The following is an 18702-nucleotide window of genomic DNA, read 5'->3' on the forward strand; positions in this document are numbered from 1 at the left end:
CATCACAACACCCCCATCTCGCTCAACCGTGCCGGCAGGTACTCCTTCGTCACGTAGTCGAGCCCGCGGGCCGCGAAGGCCTGCTGTTCTGACTTGATCCCTATCTCCAACTGCCGGCCGATCTGGTACCGCCAGTACTCGGTGTCGAACCGGGGATCGCTCAGCTCCGACTTCAGGGCCAGCACGTCCCGCTCGGAGAGCGTGTCGGATGGGAGATCGTAATCGCTGATATCGCTCGGCTGAACCCCGATGAACTGCGCCTGGGGGGTTGCCAGCAACTCAGACATGTGCGCACTCTTGATCGAACCGTAGGCCACCGAGGCGTAGATCCGGTACGACCAGGGGTCGCCGTCGGTGAAGACAGTGATCGGGAGCTTGAACTTCTCATGGATCATGTGCAGCACCCGCCGGGTCGACCGGGCCGGCTGCCCCTTCAGATGGACCAGCACCGCCCCGTACTCCTCGTCGAACCCGTTCTCCTGCAGCCGGGCATACATACCACCGGTCTCGATGGCGATGACGAACTTCGCGTCATGGTCGACGAACTCCAGATTCTCGACATTGTTCGGGATCGCGTACCCGGCTTCGCCGACATCCTCCTGGCAGTGGATCTCCTTGACCCCCCGCCGGGTCATCTCTTTGAGGCGGATCGGCCCGAAGACCGTCGCCCCGTCCTCCTCAGGCCGGAGATGGAACGCCTCCCGCTGCAGCATCGTCAGGATCTCGAGATCCTCGATCAGCAGGTTGCTCTCGTCCTGCGCATGGAATTTCGCCTTTTTCCACCCCTCGGAGATGTAATACATCTCTCTCAAGGTCGACGACCGGTTCTCGATCAGTTGCTGCTTGAGAAATCCGATCACATACGACATCTTCAGCAGATGCAGCGCACTCTTGGCTGAGTGAGCCGATCGAAGGGATTCCCGTTCTCCATACTTCCAGACCTCGCTCGTCTCGTCGAAGGCGAGGTTCTGCTTGGTCCTAGTCGGCAGCGAGATGGACGGAACCACCCCGCCAACCATCTGGTCATACCAGGCCTCTGCTATCCTGAGCAGTTCCTGCCGTGCCTGCGCATCGAGCGCTTCCTTAGACATCGAGATCCACCACCACTTTCATCTGTTCAGAAATGCCGCGCAGGTCCAGCGATCCGCCGCCGGCACCGGTATAAGACGCCTCCCACCCCTGCCCGGGGGGGAGAATTACCCGCCAGACCCGCGTGAAGGTATCGTCCAGCGGGGAGACGAAGTCCGGCGCCGGAACAGCGTCGAGGGCCGGGTCAGTCGAGATGTCATAGACCTGCACCTCAACGTCCTTGGCGGTGTAGTTGTGGACTGAGAGGACGACCCGGCCGGTCGTCGTCCGCTTCCGGGCCACCACCTTGTGCATGATCTGCCCCTCGATCACCGTCAGGTCCGGCAACGGCTTCTCGACGATTTCGCTCACTTTCAGGGCGATATCAGGGATGATCGCGCAGATCGCCCGGGCCCGGTCTTCCTGCAGTTTGGTTCGGTCTCGCCTGGAGATGAACGCCTTCAGGTCTCGCCCGAGATCCTGGAGGGCGAGAACGATCTCCTTCTCGATCTCTGGGATCGAGGCGATCGCGTCCTTGGACTCCGAGGTGAACGGGACATTGGTCGAGGCGACGTGGACCAGAATCAGCACCGGCCCCATCGGCAGTCCCTGCTGCCCGATCCCGTAGGCCTTCCAGTTCACGCCGGCGACCGACTGGGTGATCGCACAGGCCCCCTGCTGATAGATCAGGGGGACCCGGTTGGCGAACCGCATGATCTGCCCGTTCCCTTCGGGCGGGAGTTTCCCGCCGTACCCGAGCGCGGCCTCGACCATGAACGGGTGGCCGGAGAAGACTGATGAAGGCCGGGTCCTGGCCTTGACAAAGTCCATCCTGAACTCGGCTTCCAGACCCCTGACCATCAACTCCTCCCCGATCGGGGAGAGGCACTGGGAGGTCGGCGGGGCCGGCACCTTCACCTGCTGCATCGCCGCGAGCAGGGACCGCTGCTGGTCGGCGTTCAGCCGTTTCACCTGGGCAGCCGGACGGAGGGAGGCGATCGAACAGATCTCCTCGGCCGTCTTCTTCCCGACCCGGGAGAACTCTGAAGTCAGAAATTCGAGCAGCGGCCGGGTCTCCCCCTCGGCCATTCGCTTCAGCATCCCGAGTTCGATCCCGTACGGGTGCGGTTTGATCGCCTTCGGGCAGACCAGCACCTCGTTGCTGACCCGCTCGGAGGTGAAGGGCTCGCCGTCGATCTCGGCCCGGATTCGGGCGTGCGGGTTGACGACCCCCGTATACCGGAGGTACTCGATCAACCGCTTCTTTGCCGAGAGGGTGCTCGTGAACTCGATCTCGACCCGGGTTCCATGGGTCCGATCCCAGGGAACCTCCTTGTTGGAGAGGACCTTCGGCTCGTTGGTCGCGACCTTGATCTGGATCTCCATCCGGACGGCCGGCGTGGCCGGCCCAGTCCTGGTGGTGACGACAGCCGGGGTACCAGAGGTGAGCTGGGCGTAGAGGACCGCCGCACTGATCCCGATCCCCTGCTGCCCGCGCGACTGCCGGATCTGATGGAAACGAGAGCCGTAAAGCAATTTTCCAAAGACGAACGGCACCTGTTCGGGCATAATCCCCGGGCCGTTATCCTCGACCATGATCCAGAAGAGATCCCCGGTCTTCCGCTTCACCTCGATGTAGATGTCAGGGAGGACCTCGGCTTCCTCGCAGGCATCGAGAGCGTTGTCGACGGCCTCCTTGATGGTGGTGATAATCCCGCGGGTCGGGGAGTCGAACCCAAGCAGATGTTTGTTCTTCTCGAAGAACTCGGCGATCGAGATGGAGCGCTGTGAGGATGCCAGATCCTCAGCGAGAACCATCGATCACCGTCCTGACCGCCAGGTCGATCGTCACGGCGGTCTGCGTCCCGGTGGCGAGGTTCTTGAGAGTGACTGTCCCGGTGGCGACCTCCCGCTCGCCGATCAGCACGGCGAAGTCGGCCTCCTTCGCAGCCCGGGCCAGCTGGGCCCCGAGCCCGCGATCGGAGAGGTCGAGGTCGGCGCGGATGCCGGCCGTCCGAAAGGCGTTTGCCACCCGGAATGCAAAGGGCCGGCCCTCGGCCGTGGAGACGACCCCGACGATCTTCTGCTTTCTGGTCTGGACCTCGCCGAGTGCGACCATCACCCGGTCGAAGCCGATCGCAAACCCGACCGACGGAGCATCGTCCCCGCCGAAGACCTGCGCGAGCCGGTACGCCCCGCCGCCGACGATCTGGCTCTCGGCCCCGAGGTTCTTCGCGAACCCTTCGAAAACCATTCCTGTATAGTAATCCAGCCCCCGGGCGATCCCGAAGTTGTACGAGTAGCGAACACCGGTGGCGTCGAGCAGCGCTGCCATCTCCCGGATCCGCCCCTCCTCAGGCAAAGGACCGGTGACCGCGAAGGCCTCGTCCAGGGTCTCGGCCGCCAGCAGCCGGGTGAGCGGGTCGGTCAGGGCGGCCAGTCCGGCGGTCTCCAGGTAGTCCTTGAGGCCGTCGAACTCCTTCTTGTCGAGGTAGGCCATCACCTTCCGCCGGACCTCCTCGCCTACATCGGCGAGCAGGTGCTTCATCAGCCCGAGATGACCGATCTTCAGGTCGTAGTCAAGCCCGCTGGACCGGATCGCATTATCGGCGACCAGGATCACCTCGGCATCGGCCGCTGCGGTATCGGCCCCGATCAGTTCGACCCCGAACTGCCAGAACTGCCGGTACCGCCCCTTCTGAGGCCTTTCGTACCGGAAACAATCGGCGAAATAGCACCATCGGAGTGGCTTTGCGAGCACCCGGGCCTCGTTCACATACATCCGAAGGACGGCCGCGGTCAACTCGGGCCGAAGTGCGAGATCCCTGCCCCCCTTGTCCTGAAAGACATACATTTCGTCGATGATCCCCTGCCCTGACCGCATCGTGAAGAGGGAGAGGTCCTCAAAGATCGGGGTCGCGACCTCGCGGTACCCCCAGCGTCTGACCGCCTCGCGCATCCGTCCCTCGATCATCCGCCGTGCTTCCATCTCGTCTGGTAAAAAGTCACGTGTGCCGCGTGGTCGCTGTACCATGAATAAACTCCTGTAATTTAGACTCCCGATTGCCCGCTCACTTCTTCTGCCGGCGTTTGACCGCGCCGAGTAGCCGTGGAAGGGTCTTCTCGTCGGTCCAGACCTTTTCGTGTTCGACCCTGCCCTGCAGATAGAGTGCGAGGAGAACCAGCCCGAGGCCGATCAGTTCCACTGATTCGTTCCAGGCTATCCCAGCACCGAGCAGGGCGAGGGCTGTATAGAACACCCCCTGATGGGCTCTGGTCCGGTAGCCGGCGAGACCGGTTCGAAGATAGAGTCTGGAATCGCGCAGCCAGAGGAAGAGGGTGACCGCTGCACCGAAGGCCCCGACAGAGAAGAGATAGCTCATGGGAATATACCTATTAGTATGGACAGTCCCCTATCTTAATTCAGATCATGCAACCGAATCAGACGCTTGCAAGGGTACTTGCCGGATACAGGGACGGTTCTCTCTCGCTCGATCGGGCGGTCGAGGAGATCGAGGGCTTTCGGATCGGGAAGGTCGGGGACCTGGCCAGGCTGGACCTCGGCCGGAGTGTCCGGTGCGGGATGCCTGAGGCGGTGCTGGCCGAGGGGAAGACTGCCGCAGGTCTGGCCTCGATCATGCTGGCGCATGCGAAAGCGATCGGCAGAAGCCTGGCGACCAGGGTCAGTCCGGAACAGGAGGCGGTGGTCAGGGCTGCCGTCGAGGGGACCGGCCTCACCCTCACCTCCCGGCCGGAGGGGGGAGTCCTGATCCTCTCCGACGGGAGAGAGCTGGTCAGGACCGGCGGAAAGGTCGCGATCATCACGGCCGGAACCGCCGACATCCGGGTCGCCGAGGAGGCACGGCTGGTTGCCGAGGAGATGGGATGCGAGGTGATGACCGCCTACGATGTCGGGGCCGCCGGGATCCATCGGCTCTTTCCTGCGCTGCAGGAGGTGATGGGCGCTCACGTCTTCATCGTCGCCGCAGGAAGGGAAGGAACTCTGCCAGCGGTGGTGGCCGGCCTCGTCGACCGGCCCGTGATCGGGGTGCCGGTCTCAACTGGGTACGGTTACATGGGAGCCGGACAGGCCGCACTCGGCTCGATGCTTCAGTCCTGCTCGGTCCTCTCGGTCGTGAACATCGATGCAGGGTTCACAGCCGGAGCCTTTGCAGCCAGGATCGCGAATCTGGCGGTCGGCGATCGGGAGGAGCGATGATGGGCAGGGCCTTCTACATCGGCCGGTTCCAGCCGTACCATTACGGCCACCAGTCGGTGCTCAAGCGGATCGCAGAGACGGCCGACGAAATCATCATCGGGATCGGCTCGGCCCAGCTCTCGCATGAGGTGAACAACCCGTTCACTGCCGGCGAGCGGGTGTTGATGATCACACGGGCGCTCGCCCACCTGGACTGTCCCTATTATGTGATCCCAATCGAGGACATACAGCGCAACGCCCTCTGGGTCGCGCATGTCCGGTCAATGACCCCTCCCTTCGACCGGGTCTATTCGAGCAACCCGCTGGTGGTCAGGCTCTTTGCCGAGGTCGGGATCTCGGTCGAGTCCCCGTCGATGTACGAACGGGAGACCCACTGCGGCACGGCCATCCGCGAACTGATGCTGAACGGAGAGCCCTGGGAGGACCGGGTGCCGCCGGCGGTGGTCTCGGTGATCCGGGAGATCGACGGGGTGGAGCGGCTCCAGCAGATCGCAGGTAGTGATTGAAGGAGGACTTTGGATGTTGAAGAGAATTCGGGAACTGTTCAGAGGGAAGGAGGAGAGCGGAGAGGAGACGGTCAACCTCGACGAGGTGAGCGGACTGTTCGATACGTGGACAACCGAGATCGCCGCCGAACGGGAGGAGCGGACTACAGACGACCAGCAGGTGATCCGGGAGGCAGTGACCGCGCTCGCCGGCCAGGTGCAGGCGCTCGTCCCGGCGGAGCCGACTGATGAGGTCCACCCGAAACTGGCCCAGGTGACGCGGGTCTCGCTGCCTGCGTTCCAGAAGGCGATGGAGGCGGCCCTCGCTCACCCCTTGGGAACCGACCCGGCCCTCTTCTACACCGAGGCAGCGGATCTGCTCAAGTGTGCCATCCGCGCCCAGCAGGGGCAGGGGAGGTACCTCCGCGCCGTCCTCCCCGATGAGATGGACGGCATCAAGGCGTCGATCGCCGAGATCGGGCGGGCCATCAACAGGATGACCGCGGTCTTCGCTGATGTGAACCCGCGGTGTGACCTGATCGATCAGGCGCGGGGGACATCCCGGCGACTGATCGCTGCGGAAAAGAACGTTGATACGCTCAAGACCCTCGCCGCTGAGGAGCGGTCGAGGGGAGCGGAACTGCGGCGTCAACTGGCGGCGGCGGAGGAGGAGCGTACAACCCTCGAACGATCGACTCCCTATCAGGAGTACAGGGCACTGGCCGATCGCCTGGTACAGGAGGAGGGGGACCGAGACGCAGCACTGGCCCAGGAAAGGGCGATCGCCACCACCGCCGGCCACCTCTTCAAGAGGGCTGGAAAGACATCCGGACTGGTGCAGGCCCGCCGGGACCTCTTCAGTGCAGCCGAAGAGCGACTGGAGGATCTCTGTCTGGAGGATCCAGTGATCCTCTCGGCCGCCACAGAGGCGATATCGATGGTCAGGGATGGGGGACTCTCCCTGAAGAACAGGGAAGAGAAGGCGCTCTTTTCAGAAGCCAGGGAGACAGAGCAGATATTTGCAGAGACAAAAGCAAAGGTCAGGGAGACCGGCGCCGTTGTGGCTGCGACTGAACGAGTCATCGACGGATCAGCAGCGGGCACCCGCTATCAGGATCTGCAGAAGCAGGTGCGGTACCTGGAGAAACAGGCCCTGACCGCCGAACAGAGTGCCACCGACGACGAGGAGCGGACTGCGGCAGCTGAGGCGGAGGCAAAGGCTGCCAGAGAGGCACTCACCACCCAGCTCGCCACCATCCGGGGCCATCCGGTGCTGCTGAATCGGTGACCCCAGGGACACCAGAGGGGAATACCATCTTTTTTTCATCCACACGTCGATACTCTGCTGATGAGTGACGAGCAGAGAGAAAGAGATCCGCTGATCAGGGGCCTCAGCCTATCCGTGCCGGCGGTCTCGTTTGGAAGTATCATACTCAATGTGTTTCTTCTGGAGATGGGGCTGATATCAGACATAGGGCCGTTTGGAGCCGGACAATTTGTAGCGTCGATCCTGCTGGCAGCGCTGGCCTGGATGATGCCACGCAAGGATATCGTCTCCCTGATGGCACCGATCTATGCCCTGCTAATCTTTGTAGTACCCCTCGACCTGAAGCCCAACCTGCTGACCCAGATCCTCTTTGCAGCCTCCATCAGCGTGCTCGTCATACGATTAAACCATTCGTTCAGCCAGCCTCCGACGAAACGGCCGTTTGAGCCGATCGAAGATGAAGAATAGAGAAAACAAGGAACCCTTTCCCAATTTTTGGATATTTTTTGTATCCGATGCATGGAACTGTAGAGCATTCGCTCCCGGTCCGAAATAATAGAAATAATAGAAAAAATAGAATTAGAATCTGGGTGTTCTGTGATTTACCAGGCAATCCCTGCAGTAAACAGGTCTTCCTTCGGTTGGCTTAAATGGAACTTCGCACTCTTTTCCGCAATCTGAACAGACTGTCTTTGTCATCTCTCTGGGACCAAAGTTCCTTGGACCACCAAAACTTCTTTCGCTCATTATTGACACTTACAGATATATTGATCTGCATTACATAGAACGTCGGGACCTGATATAAAGTATCCTCTTGTACCTAACAGTAATTTCGTTCCAGAGCCTCCTATACAGTTTTTTCCTGTATTCTTCACCAGAAGTCCAATCGAAGAGGTGCCGGACCGGCGAGAGACCAGGGCTGGATTTTGAATCCGATTCTCGCCCCCATCACAAAAATAACAGTACAACACGGTCAGATTTCAGATCGAGAGAGGGATTAAATGGAAAGGAGGGCCAGGTCAGGTTGACAGGCGCGTCCGCACAGGTCCCATCGGCCAGCGATCAGGAGGGGTGGTCGACTCTCCACTCACGACCCTACACCCGGGGAGGGATCACGGTCACCACGTCCTCCTTCGTGACCACCGCCCGGTCGTCTGCGGTTCTGGCCTGCAACGAGACCGTATAGGCACGGGCGCCATGATAGGTGTGCGTTGGATTCTGCTCCTGCGAGGTCTCGCCGTCACCGAAGTTCCAGTACCACCCAGTCGGGCTCCCACTTGAAAGGTCGGTGAAATGGACCGTCAACGGATCAGTACCTGAGGTATGATCGACACCGAACTGCGCCTGCAGCGGGCCGGCAGGGGAGGCAGTGGCAGTCGCAGTCGGGGCGACCGTGGGCTGGCTACCAGCACCTGTCACCATCACCACATCCTCCTTCGTGATCACCACCCGGTCGTCTGCGGTTCTGGCCTGCAACGAGACCGTGTAGGCACGGGCGCCATGATAGGTGTGCGTTGGGTTCTGTTCCTGCGAGGTCTCGCCATCACCGAAGTTCCAGTACCACCCAGTCGGGCTCCCACTTGAAAGGTCGGTGAAATGGACCGTCAACGGATCAGTACCTGAGGTATGATCGACACCGAACTGCGCCTGCAGCGGGCCGGCAGGGGAAGCGGTGACGGTCGCAGTCGGGGTGACTGTGGGCTGGCTACCTGCACTCGTCACCGTCACCACATCCTCCTTCGTGATCACCACCCGGTCGTCTGCGGTTCTGGCCTGCAACGAGACTGTGTAGGCACGGGCGCCATGATAGGTGTGCGTCGGGTTCTGCTCCTGCGAAGTCTCGCCGTCACCGAAGTTCCAGTACCACCCGGTCGGGCTCCCGCTCGAGAGGTCGGTGAAACGGACTGTCAACGGATCAGAGCCTGAGGTGTGATCGACACTGAACTGCGCCTGCAGCGGGCCGGCTGGAGAGGCAGTGACTGTCGCAGTCGGGGTAGGCTGATCGCCGGCCGTCGATACCGTCACCATATCCTCTCTGGTGGCCACCGAACTGCCACCGTCGTTACTGGCCTGCAACGAGACCGTGTAGGAGCGGGCACCGTGATAAGTGTGCGTCGGGTTCTGCTCCTGCGAGGTCTCGCCATCACCGAAGTTCCAGTACCACCCAGTCGGGTCACCGGTCGAGAGGTCGGTAAACTGAACCGTCAGCGGATCAATCCCCTCGTCGGCTGAGACACGGAAGGCTGCGACCGGCGCCGCCACCGCTGCAGATACTGAAATCAGATCCCGCTTCAACAGCACACTCTGACCGGCGTTGTTCATTACGGTCAACATGACCGGATAGGTCCCTGCTTTTGTGTAGATATGGGCTGGGTTCTGATCAGAGGAGACCCCACCATCGCCGAAATCCCAGGTCCATCCTATCGGATCCCCGGTGGAGATATCGACGAACTGGACCGTCAGCGGAGCCTTTCCGGCTTCAGGCGTGGCCCGGAAATCCGCAGCCGGCTTCTCGAGCGGACCGGAGACCGTGATCAGCCGGTTCATCACCTCGTAATCCTCGCCGGCACTGTTCTTGACTCTAAGCGTGACTGTGTAGACCCCGGGTTCGGTGTAGAGATGAACCGGGTTCTGGACGGTCGCAGACTCCCCGTCTCCAAAGAGCCAGAACCACTGGGTCGGGAGACCGGTCGAGGTGTCCAGGAAACTGACCGAAAACGGAGCCTCGCCGGACGTGTTGGAGACACTAAACCCGGCATGCACCGTGGACGAGGTCCCTCCGGAGGCATGAAGCGGGAACTCGTCGAACATCCCGCCTCCGATCGGATAACTCCGGTCGCAGATCCCGTCGCCATCAGAATCCGTCATCGTCTGCGAGAAGCCCTTCCCGTTTGGGGCGGCCCAGAAGTTCCCACCGAGGACATTCCCACCAGTGATTGTAGTCCCATCCTCCCGAGGGGTGCTCCAGACAATCCCCGATACACCATCCCCGGTCAGCACGTTCTGGTCACAGTCCAGATAGTTATTGGTGATGGTCAGGTGGCTGGCCTCATAGAGATACAGCCCGACGAGAGCGTTCTGGGCCAGAGTGTTGCCGGTCACCGCTATCGGCGCTGACGAGGAGGCGAAGACCATCCCGTACTGGCCGGCCGTCACGGTGTTCCCCGATACCGTCGACCCGCCGCCAGGGTTCAGTACCACTCCATAGGTATTGCCTGAGAGGGTGTTCTCCTGGATCGTCCCTGATGCATCCCAATAGTAGACCCCGTAGTACCAGTCGCTCAGGTGCAGGTTCTGCACCTTGACATTGGAGAGGGAAACGGATCCATGGACCAGCACACCACAGGAGGAATCCCCCCCCGACCCTTCGAGGGTATGTCCGTTCCCCTCGATCGTCACATCAGAACAGAGGATTCTGATACAGACGCCAGCGTCTCCTGCCGAGATATCCTGATCGAGCTGGTAGGTACCCGGCTCGGTGATCACCATCGGCCCGGTCACCGACACTGCAGAGGCTGACCCAAAAATTAGCAGCAGCATCGACAGCACCAGCATCAGCAGCAGCGCACTACGAACCAAACGAATAGATCCTTTTTCCAGCAGAATATTCATGATCCAACAACCTCACAGAACTGGGATCCCCTTGCAAGGATCTGGTGAAACAACGCAATAAACGTGTCTATTCCACTCCAAAACCGTCTAGATCCGACCCCGGGACCAGGGAGTCCCGGAGGTACCGCTTCAACGTGAACGAGATCGTTGTCCCGGATGCAGGATCCCCCTCGATCCGGTCTGTAACCGAGATCGTTCCGCCATAGCGTTCGATCAGGATCCGGGTGATGTACAGCCCCAGACCCCGCCCGCTCTTCACGCCGAGACCCCGCGAGTAGCGGTAGAAGAGGGTCGACCTCTGGGAGAGTGGGATCCCGGGGCCGTTATCGGTGATGGACACCCAGACCCGGTCCTCCTCCTCGACAGCACGGATCGTCACCTGCACCCCATCCCCACCGAACTTCAGGCTGTTCCCGATCAGGTTGGTGAAGACCTCAGCGATCAGGTCGTCTGCACAGACCACGGCGTGGGTCCCCTCAAACTTGACCCCGGGCTCACCGAGACGGGTGATCTCCTGTTTGATGATATTCTCTATGAAGATCGGTCGGAGACGGGCCTGATGCTCCTCATGAACCCGCCGTAACGTGTTCACGTTCCGAATGATCTCAATCCCCTTCTGGATCGTCCGGACCAGGTGATCGCTTGCCTTACTCTCTTCTTTCTGGTCCATACTGACCAGTTCGGCGTACCCGAGGGCTGCCATGTTCATATTGTTCAGATCATGGGTGACGATATCGAGCAGCAGATGCTCCTCCTCATGCATCCGTCTGATCTGATCCTGCTCCTCCATCTGTCGGCTGATATCGGCAAACGTGATCAGCAGCGCCCCATCAGGAAGCCGGTGTCCATTCAGGATCACCCAGCCCTCGCTGCCATCGAGCCGGCGGAACCGGGTGTGGTGGTGGGCGATCGAACCCTCAATAGTGATCCGCCCCCCCAGGTCACCGCACGTTGAGAGGTCATCCCAGATCGCGGCGATCGAAGAATAATCCAGGGTTGTCTTCTCCGGGTAACCGATCAGTTTCGCCCCCGCTTCATTCAGTTCTGCTCTCTTGGCCGCCTCATCGATCAGCAGGATCCCCATCTCTACCTCGGTCAGGATGGTTTGATACTTGAACTCCTCTTTCAGGATCCGGTCTGCCAGGTGAGAGACGATCGTTCCGGCAGAGATGAAGACGAAGAACTGCATCAGGGTCGGCACCGGTTGGACCGGGATCTGCAGGGAGACGATGTACATCAGCCCCAGAAAACAGAACGATGCCAGTGTCGAGATGATGATCCCTCGCTGGGGCGAGAAGAACGAGATCAGCACGATGAAAAGGTAGAAGAGGTTGGTGATGATCACCACCAGTTCGTTCCCTGAGATGTACAGGATCAGGTTGGCAAAGATGATCGTCAGCACTGCAATCCCGAGCACCACATACTCCCGCAGTTCCTGTTTATCACTACAGGTAGTACGCATCTCCATGTACAATGCTGTATGATTGTGTGTATTTAATAATACTGAATTTTCTAACTCTACCGAGTGCAAGGGATCCAGATAATAGAAGACAAAACTGAGAAAAGTTGATATGCCGGCCAAATTTGCGAACGATCGCCGAACCTGCCAGGAAAAATGATTGATAAAGATTGGGGAGATCAGGATCTGCGCCGCACCCGAACTGACTCGGCGTGGGCAGAGAGTCCTTCAGCCTCGGCGATCGTCTCGACCACGTCTCCAATCGTCTCAAGCCCGCGCCTGCTGATCATCTGTACGGTCGATGTCTTGCAGAAGTGATTCACATCGAGCCCTGAAAAACGGGCTGCATAACCTGCCGTCGGCAGTACATGGTTGGTACCGGACGCGTAATCCCCACAGGCCACCGGGGCGTACGGGCCGATGAAGATCGAGCCCGCATTTCGAATCGAGCCAAGGGCGGAGAGGGGGTCGGCGACCTGGATCGAGAGGTGCTCGGGGGCGACCGTGTTGACGGCCTCGATTGCTACATCCAGATCGCTGGCGATCAGGTAACCAGCGTTGTTGAGGGACTGCTCGATGATCGCCTTCCGTGGGGCCATCAGTAGTTGCCGACCGACCTCCTCACCGACCTCCCGGGCCAGGGTCGGGTCTGTGGTGATCAGAAGACAGGCAGCGTTTGGGTCATGCTCGGCCTGGGCGAGGATATCGGCAGCGACGAAGGAGGGGGTCGCAGTCTCATCGGCCAGGATCGCGACCTCGCTCGGACCGGCCGGGAAGTCAATCTCGGCGTACTCCCGGAGGAGCATCTTAGCCGCCGTCACATAGACGTTTCCCGGCCCGACGATCTTCTGAACCGGTTTTATCGTTTCGGTGCCGAGTGCCATCGCGGCGATCGCCTGTGCCCCGCCTGCCCGATAGATCTCTGAGACACCGGCGATATCAAGGGCAACCAGGGTTAACGGGTGGATCGGCGGCGGCGAGCAGCAGCAGATCTCACCGACCCCGGCGACCTTCGCGGGAATAGTGCACATCAACGCCGTCGACGGGTACGAGGCCCGCCCGCCGGGGACATAGGCTCCAACCCGTGAGAGCGGCGTGGTCTTGACCCCAAGGGTGATGCCCGGCTCCACCTCAGAGAGCCAGAGGTCTTTCGGGCGCTGCAGTTCATGGAAGACCGTGATCCTGGCAGCCGCCTCGACAAGGCTCTCGACCACCTGCTCGTCGACGAGGTCGTAGGCCTCCTGCTGCTCCTCCTCACTGACCCGAATTCCGTCCAGTTTGACCCGATCGAACCGGGCGGCGAGATCGATCAGGGCACGGTCTCCAGACTCCCGGACCTCGCCGATGATCCCCTGCACGGCATCCTGAACCTGCGCGAGGGTCGCCCTCCGCTTCATAGTCCAGTCATTGATCTCCACCGCCTTCCACATAGGTGAACACGTCTGCATAAAAGGATAAAAAAGGTGTTGCAGCGTTCACATCCCGGAGAGGGAAAGACAGGTCAGTAGTCAGCTGCAACCACTGCAAATTCAGCGAACCGGCCATTCCGTTTCAACAGCCAGTAAATGAACGACTCGAGCCTGGAGAACTGAAACGACCCGCCGGCTGCATTCGGATGACCGCCACCCCCGAACTTCCGGGCGATCAGATGGCTGATCGGCGGCACCGACCTGACCGAAAACCGGCCGTTCCCGTTGATAATCACCTCAATGTCGGTGTTGAAGTGCTTCCGCACAGCGGCCGCGGTCTCGCTCGGGTAACCGTACAGTGGTGCGAACGCGATCGTATACTTACCGGTCAGGATCCGAGTATGCCGGATCGACCGGGCGATCATCCCGTCCATCTCCCGTTTGATCGCCTCATAAGCCTCCTCAACCTTCTGGTCGGTCAGAATCCCCCGGGCGAGCAGGTCGCGGACGTACTCCCGGTATTCTGACTTCTGCAGAACCTGACCCAGCACAGCTGACCGCGGGTCCTGGTGCTTCCAGAGGTCATAGTCGCAGACCACCCGGGCCACCTCGAGCGCCGCCGGACTGTCAGGGCAGAGGTCGACCGCAACGATCCCACAGGCGCACCGGTCCGTATCCAGATGGAGCAGGTCCACCCGCTTCTCCACTGCATTCACCTCGTCCTCCTTCCAGCGGTGGTGATCGCGCCATTCGATCTTCCAGCCGCCGGCCTGCGCCTTCGTCAGTGCCTGGACCACGGCCTGATTGAACCCGAGATCACTGATCGAGAGAAGGTCTCCATTGCCAGGCACCCCTGCGATCACCGCGAGCATGAACGGGTACTTGCCAACCGATGAGAAGACGGAGACCACCTCGCCGTAGCGCATCCGGTGGATTGCATCCGCGCCGACCGCGTCGAGGTCGTTGTGGGTCAGGTGGACCACATGGCAGGTCCGCTGCGCCACCCGTTCCTCGAGCTCACGATCCTGCTGCTGATATGTGCGTTGAGCAGGGGCCATTACTAAGGATGGACCTGCTGGTGATAAAAACCAGTGGATCCGGGAGGGGCATCTGACCAGATCCTTTATTAAGAACTATATCCAACATTGTAATCCAGTTAGTTGCCTTAGTAGCTCAGTTTGGGAGAGCGCCAGACTGAAGATCTGGTTGTCCCCGGTTCAAATCCGGGCTGAGGCATCAGCACTATAAATTTAATCCATAAAAATATTTTATATTACTTTTCTGGCCAGTTTACACGACATTTTTCACAGATATTAGTATAAACCTTTTTTTTTATGCATAAAAACTGTCAATTCGCAGCATTCTATCGAAAAATTAGTCAGTGAAATGTCGAATTTCGACCTGATATATTGCATTCATAAAAGAGTATGTAAACGAACGAAAAGTCGTCACTGGAATCAGTCTGCCACGCTCGAATGAGATCACCTTTACACTCGTAACATGGAGAGGCTCCTCCAACATTTTCATGAGATGACGATTATCGACTTCTACGATGGCATAGAGACGATGAATCGCGGTTTACACCATTCAGGCAAAACACACGCTACAACCGGATATAGATTCTCAAACAGTTCTCTCTGTGGTTGATCGGGAATGAATATTCAATCAACCCCACCTGATAAGAAGAACCAACGCATCAAGGTCCTGTCAGCGAACTCTATGACAAAGATCACAAGCCCAACTCCTCACACAGGAAAAGGTCCGCGGGATGCTATCAGTAGGTCAAAGGAGTTATGATCGTACTCTCATCGGCTATTCTATCAAGGTGATCTTTGTATTAGAGAGACCTGGATCATGAGATGGGGCGTATCATCAACAACAAGATAGGGATGGTGATCCACGTCAAATTCGATACTATTCATAGCACTATTTCCCTTAATAAGGGAAGGGATTCATTAGATCCTTCTAGTTCGGATCAGGCATTCATGAACATTAACTTCCCTTCTTTCTCGTCAACCACGATTTCCTTGTCTTTGTTTACGTTTCCTGCCAGGATCATTTTTGATAATTCATTCAGGAGGTTTTTCTGGATCACACGTTTTATAGGTCTAGCACCAAATTGCGGGTCAAAGCCCTGGATAGCGATTAACGTGATGGCGTTCTTTGATACCTTCAACCGGATATCGCTCTTCTCAAGCATCTTCTGGACCAGACCCAGTTGAAGCTCGACAACCGTTTGGATCTCATCTTGCGTGAGCGGTTTGAACATGACGATCTCATCGATCCGGTTAAGGAACTCCGGACGGATGGTCTTCTTGAGCAGATCAAACACCTCTTCTCGGGTCCGGTCGAATACTTCATCCCTGTTTTTATTGGTGGCTTCTTCCAGGTTCTCCTGGATGATGTGCGACCCGATGTTTGATGTCATAATGATAATAGTATTCTTGAAATCCACCGTGCGACCCTTGTTATCCGTCAGACGGCCGTCATCAAGGACCTGCAACAGGATGTTGAAGACATCCGGATGGGCTTTTTCGATTTCATCCAGCAATACCACGGAATAGGGCTTTCTCCGGACAGCTTCTGTCAGTTGCCCGCTTTCTTCATATCCCACATAGCCTGGGGGCGCTCCGATCAGCCTCGAAACGGTATGCCGTTCCTGGTATTCCGACATATCGATCCGCACCATGCTGTTTTCGTTGTTGAAAAGGATTTCAGCCAGGGCTTTTGCCAGTTCGGTCTTTCCCACACCGGTTGTCCCCAGGAAGATGAAAGACCCAATTGGACGTTTCGTATCCTGTAAACCGGCGCGACTCCGGCGGATGGCATCAGAAACTGCCCCAATGGCTTCCTCCTGACCTACAACACGCTTATGTAGTTCTACCTCGAGACTCAGCAGTTTTTGTTTTTCACTCTGCAGCATCCGACTGACGGGAATGCCAGTCCAGCGGGAGACCACTTCGGCGATCTCCTCAGCGTCCACCTCCTCGTTCACCATCGCAGAATCCTTTTGCAACAGGGCCTGTTTTTCTTGAAGCCCTTCCATGGCCTTCTCGATATCAGGGATACGACCATATCGGATCTCCGCCACCTTGCCGAGTTCGCCGGTACGGAGGCAACTTTCGGCTTCAAATTTCAGATCTTCAATCTCGTTTTTTCGGGACTGAATCTGTTCTACAATCTCTTTTTCAGCCTGCCACTTTGCCTTCAACCTGTTTCGTTCCTCGGTAAGGTTTGCGATCTCTTCATTCAGAACCTTCAACTTGCCCTGGTCTTTTTCACGTTTAATGGCTTCCCGTTCAATTTCCAACTGGCGGATCCTGCGTTCTATCGTTTCCAGTTCTTCCGGTACCGAGTTGATCTCAAGACGGAGTTTTGATGCTGCCTCATCAATCAGGTCAATTGCCTTGTCAGGAAGAAATCGGTCGGAGATATAGCGTTGCGAAAGTTCAACGGCTGCGATGATGGCCTCATCCTTGATTCTAACGTGGTGGTGGGTTTCGTATTTCTCCTTGATTCCGCGAAGAATTGAAATGGCATCCAGCGTATCCGGTTCATTTACCATCACCGGCTGAAAACGCCGCTCAAGCGCTTTATCCTTTTCAAAATATTTCTGGAACTCTTTCAAGGTCGTTGCACCGATAACATGTAATTCCCCTCGTGATAGAGCGGGTTTGAGAATATTGGCAGCGTCCATTGCGCCCTCACCACCGCCGGCCCCAACCAGGGTATGGATCTCGTCAATGAAAAGAATTATTTCCCCTTCAGCAGAGATCACCTCCTTGATCACACTTTTCAGCCGTTCTTCAAACTCTCCCTTGAATTTTGCCCCGGCGATCAGGGCACCCATATCGAGGGAATAGATCTGCTTGGATTTCAGGTTTTCCGGTACATCCCCGTCGATGATCCGGTGAGCGAGGCCTTCGGCAATGGCCGTTTTTCCCACGCCGGGCTCCCCGATAAGGATCGGGTTGTTTTTTGTTCTCCGTGAAAGGATCTGCAACACCCTGCGGATCTCTTCGTTACGCCCGATGACCGGATCGAGTTTCCCGGTACGGGCAAGATCATTCAGGTTCCGGGCGAATCTATTCAGGGCATTATAGGTCTCTTCCGCGTCCTGGTTGTTCACCGTTGCACCTTTCCGCAACTGGTTTATGGCCGTCTTGAGATCTTTCTCCGCAACCCCGTTCTCCTTTAGCAGCCGCGAAGTACGGTCGTTCACCGAGAGAATTCCCAGGAGGAGGTGCTCAAGGGAGACAAATTCATCCTTTGATTCCAGGGAAAGTGCGATTGCTTTCTGCAGTGCTTTTGTGGCATCGTTTGAGAGATACTGCTCCCCTCCGCTCACCTGGGGATATGAACTGATGATCTTGTCGAGTTCTGCGGTGAAAGCATCAAGGTTCACATTCAGTTTTTTAAGCAGGTATGGGATGACATTCTCATCAACCAACAGCATCCCCCTCATGAGATGCGAAGTCTCGATGACCTGGTTCTGTTTAGTCGTTGCAAGTTCCGTTGCTTTCGCTACAGTTTCCTGTGATTTTATGGTGAAATTGTTGAAATTCATGATATGGTCTAACCCCCTGTTAGTTGTTCGTAACGTCCTTTTCGCTATCGTAATAGCATATCTTCTTATTCAAATAATTTGCCTGTCCGAACGCTGGAAATAATATTTAAGCCTGAGCCAAATGCCAAGTGTTATCGACAGCAACACTGCGAGATGGACGGCCGGCAGGTGCTGTGGTGACCCTACAGTATGATCTCCCAAAACAGGTACCAGAGCGCGGATCATCCGCGAAGAGTGGGGTTATAATTTTCACACAGAGTTCACCTTCTTTTCTGGGACCCGCCACAGTCCCCTCAACCCGAGTAGAGAGACGGGGGCAATCGATGCGGGCGAGCGACGCTTGGTCCACGCCGAGGAGGCAGACCGTAATGGACCAACCGCAGGGTGAGAGATGCCAGGAGTGGAGGGTATAGGGCAGACAGATCCTCGATAGGGAATAATATAAGAATATAAGGGGATGAGGCCGCGATGTGAATGCGAACATGTCAAAAAACTGATAGAGTTATGGCCCAGCCCTGTGTAGAGGTCACACAGACTGAGGTTCATTCATTGTGACCGTATCGTTCGTGTTGTTTCAAACCAAGCACCGAGAGTTCCGATAAAGATCTGTCCCGAT

At 57.9% G+C, this 18702-nt stretch carries 14 protein-coding genes and 1 tRNA gene; 5 read left to right on the forward strand and 10 right to left on the reverse strand.

The window, feature by feature from the left end; genetic code table 11:
- Positions 1–2 precede the first annotated feature (2 nt).
- From MPAL_RS10975 to MPAL_RS10990, 4 genes are read right to left on the reverse strand one after another with little or no spacing between them, the layout of a single operon-like run.
- On the reverse strand, positions 3–1091 hold the full coding sequence (locus MPAL_RS10975; RefSeq protein WP_012618811.1) for a DNA topoisomerase IV subunit A: 1089 nt from the start codon (positions 1089–1091) through the stop codon (positions 3–5).
- Positions 1084–2886: a DNA topoisomerase VI subunit B gene (locus tag MPAL_RS10980; protein WP_012618812.1), complete on the reverse strand. Its 1803-nt coding sequence runs from the start codon at positions 2884–2886 to the stop codon at positions 1084–1086. The genes MPAL_RS10975 and MPAL_RS10980 overlap by 8 nt, the downstream gene beginning before the upstream one ends.
- The gene (hisS, locus tag MPAL_RS10985; protein ID WP_012618813.1) at positions 2873–4102 is read right to left on the reverse strand and encodes a histidine--tRNA ligase; all 1230 of its coding nucleotides are present in this window, start codon (positions 4100–4102) and stop codon (positions 2873–2875) included. The genes MPAL_RS10980 and hisS overlap by 14 nt, the downstream gene beginning before the upstream one ends.
- A 37-nt stretch (positions 4103–4139) precedes the next feature.
- On the reverse strand, positions 4140–4451 hold the full coding sequence (locus tag MPAL_RS10990; protein WP_012618814.1) for a hypothetical protein: 312 nt from the start codon (positions 4449–4451) through the stop codon (positions 4140–4142).
- A 47-nt stretch (positions 4452–4498) separates the two neighbouring features.
- Between MPAL_RS10990 and larB the strand changes: the two genes are divergently transcribed.
- Genes larB through MPAL_RS11010 form a run of 4 tightly spaced genes read left to right on the forward strand, consistent with a single transcriptional unit; the run spans position 4499 to position 7507 of the window.
- The gene (gene larB, locus MPAL_RS10995) at positions 4499–5287 is read left to right on the forward strand and encodes a nickel pincer cofactor biosynthesis protein LarB (protein WP_012618815.1); all 789 of its coding nucleotides are present in this window, start codon (positions 4499–4501) and stop codon (positions 5285–5287) included.
- The gene (locus tag MPAL_RS11000) at positions 5287–5793 is read left to right on the forward strand and encodes a nicotinamide-nucleotide adenylyltransferase (protein WP_012618816.1); all 507 of its coding nucleotides are present in this window, start codon (positions 5287–5289) and stop codon (positions 5791–5793) included. The genes larB and MPAL_RS11000 overlap by 1 nt, the downstream gene beginning before the upstream one ends.
- 13 nt (positions 5794–5806) lie before the next feature.
- On the forward strand, positions 5807–7060 hold the full coding sequence (locus MPAL_RS11005; protein ID WP_012618817.1) for a coiled-coil domain-containing protein: 1254 nt from the start codon (positions 5807–5809) through the stop codon (positions 7058–7060).
- A 60-nt stretch (positions 7061–7120) separates the two neighbouring features.
- A complete protein-coding gene (locus MPAL_RS11010; protein ID WP_012618818.1) occupies positions 7121–7507 on the forward strand; it encodes a hypothetical protein in 387 nt (128 codons plus the stop codon).
- 111 nt (positions 7508–7618) lie between these two features.
- On the opposite strand, the gene MPAL_RS15350 is transcribed toward MPAL_RS11010, so the two are convergent.
- The 5 genes from MPAL_RS15350 to MPAL_RS11030 form a co-directional block, all read right to left on the reverse strand.
- Positions 7619–7786 (reverse strand): CxxC-x17-CxxC domain-containing protein, encoded by a 168-nt coding sequence (locus MPAL_RS15350; RefSeq protein WP_083767042.1) that lies wholly within the window; start codon positions 7784–7786, stop codon positions 7619–7621.
- Between the two features lie 348 nt (positions 7787–8134).
- Positions 8135–10651: a PKD domain-containing protein gene (locus MPAL_RS17035; RefSeq protein ID WP_012618819.1), complete on the reverse strand. Its 2517-nt coding sequence runs from the start codon at positions 10649–10651 to the stop codon at positions 8135–8137.
- Positions 10652–10718: 67 nt separating this feature from the next.
- Positions 10719–12119 carry a PAS domain-containing sensor histidine kinase gene (locus tag MPAL_RS14710; protein WP_012618820.1) on the reverse strand — a complete coding sequence of 467 codons (1401 nt, stop codon included), beginning with the start codon at positions 12117–12119 and terminating at the stop codon, positions 10719–10721.
- Between the two features lie 170 nt (positions 12120–12289).
- A complete protein-coding gene (gene hisD / locus MPAL_RS11025) occupies positions 12290–13540 on the reverse strand; it encodes a histidinol dehydrogenase (protein ID WP_012618821.1) in 1251 nt (416 codons plus the stop codon).
- A gap of 71 nt (positions 13541–13611) precedes the next feature.
- Entirely contained in the window at positions 13612–14577 is a 966-nt protein-coding gene (locus MPAL_RS11030; RefSeq protein WP_012618822.1) for a DHH family phosphoesterase, read from the reverse strand.
- 104 nt (positions 14578–14681) lie between these two features.
- On the opposite strand from MPAL_RS11030, the gene MPAL_RS11035 reads away from it, so the two are divergent.
- Positions 14682–14755 (forward strand) — tRNA-Phe (locus MPAL_RS11035).
- A 739-nt stretch (positions 14756–15494) separates the two neighbouring features.
- Here MPAL_RS11035 and clpB read toward each other — a convergent pair.
- Positions 15495–18086, reverse strand: coding sequence for an ATP-dependent chaperone ClpB (clpB, locus tag MPAL_RS11040; protein WP_012618823.1), 2592 nt, complete (start codon positions 18084–18086; stop codon positions 15495–15497).
- Between the last annotated feature and the right edge of the window lie 616 nt (positions 18087–18702).

This window comes from Methanosphaerula palustris E1-9c, from assembly GCF_000021965.1.
Taxonomy (GTDB): domain Archaea; phylum Halobacteriota; class Methanomicrobia; order Methanomicrobiales; family Methanospirillaceae; genus Methanosphaerula; species Methanosphaerula palustris.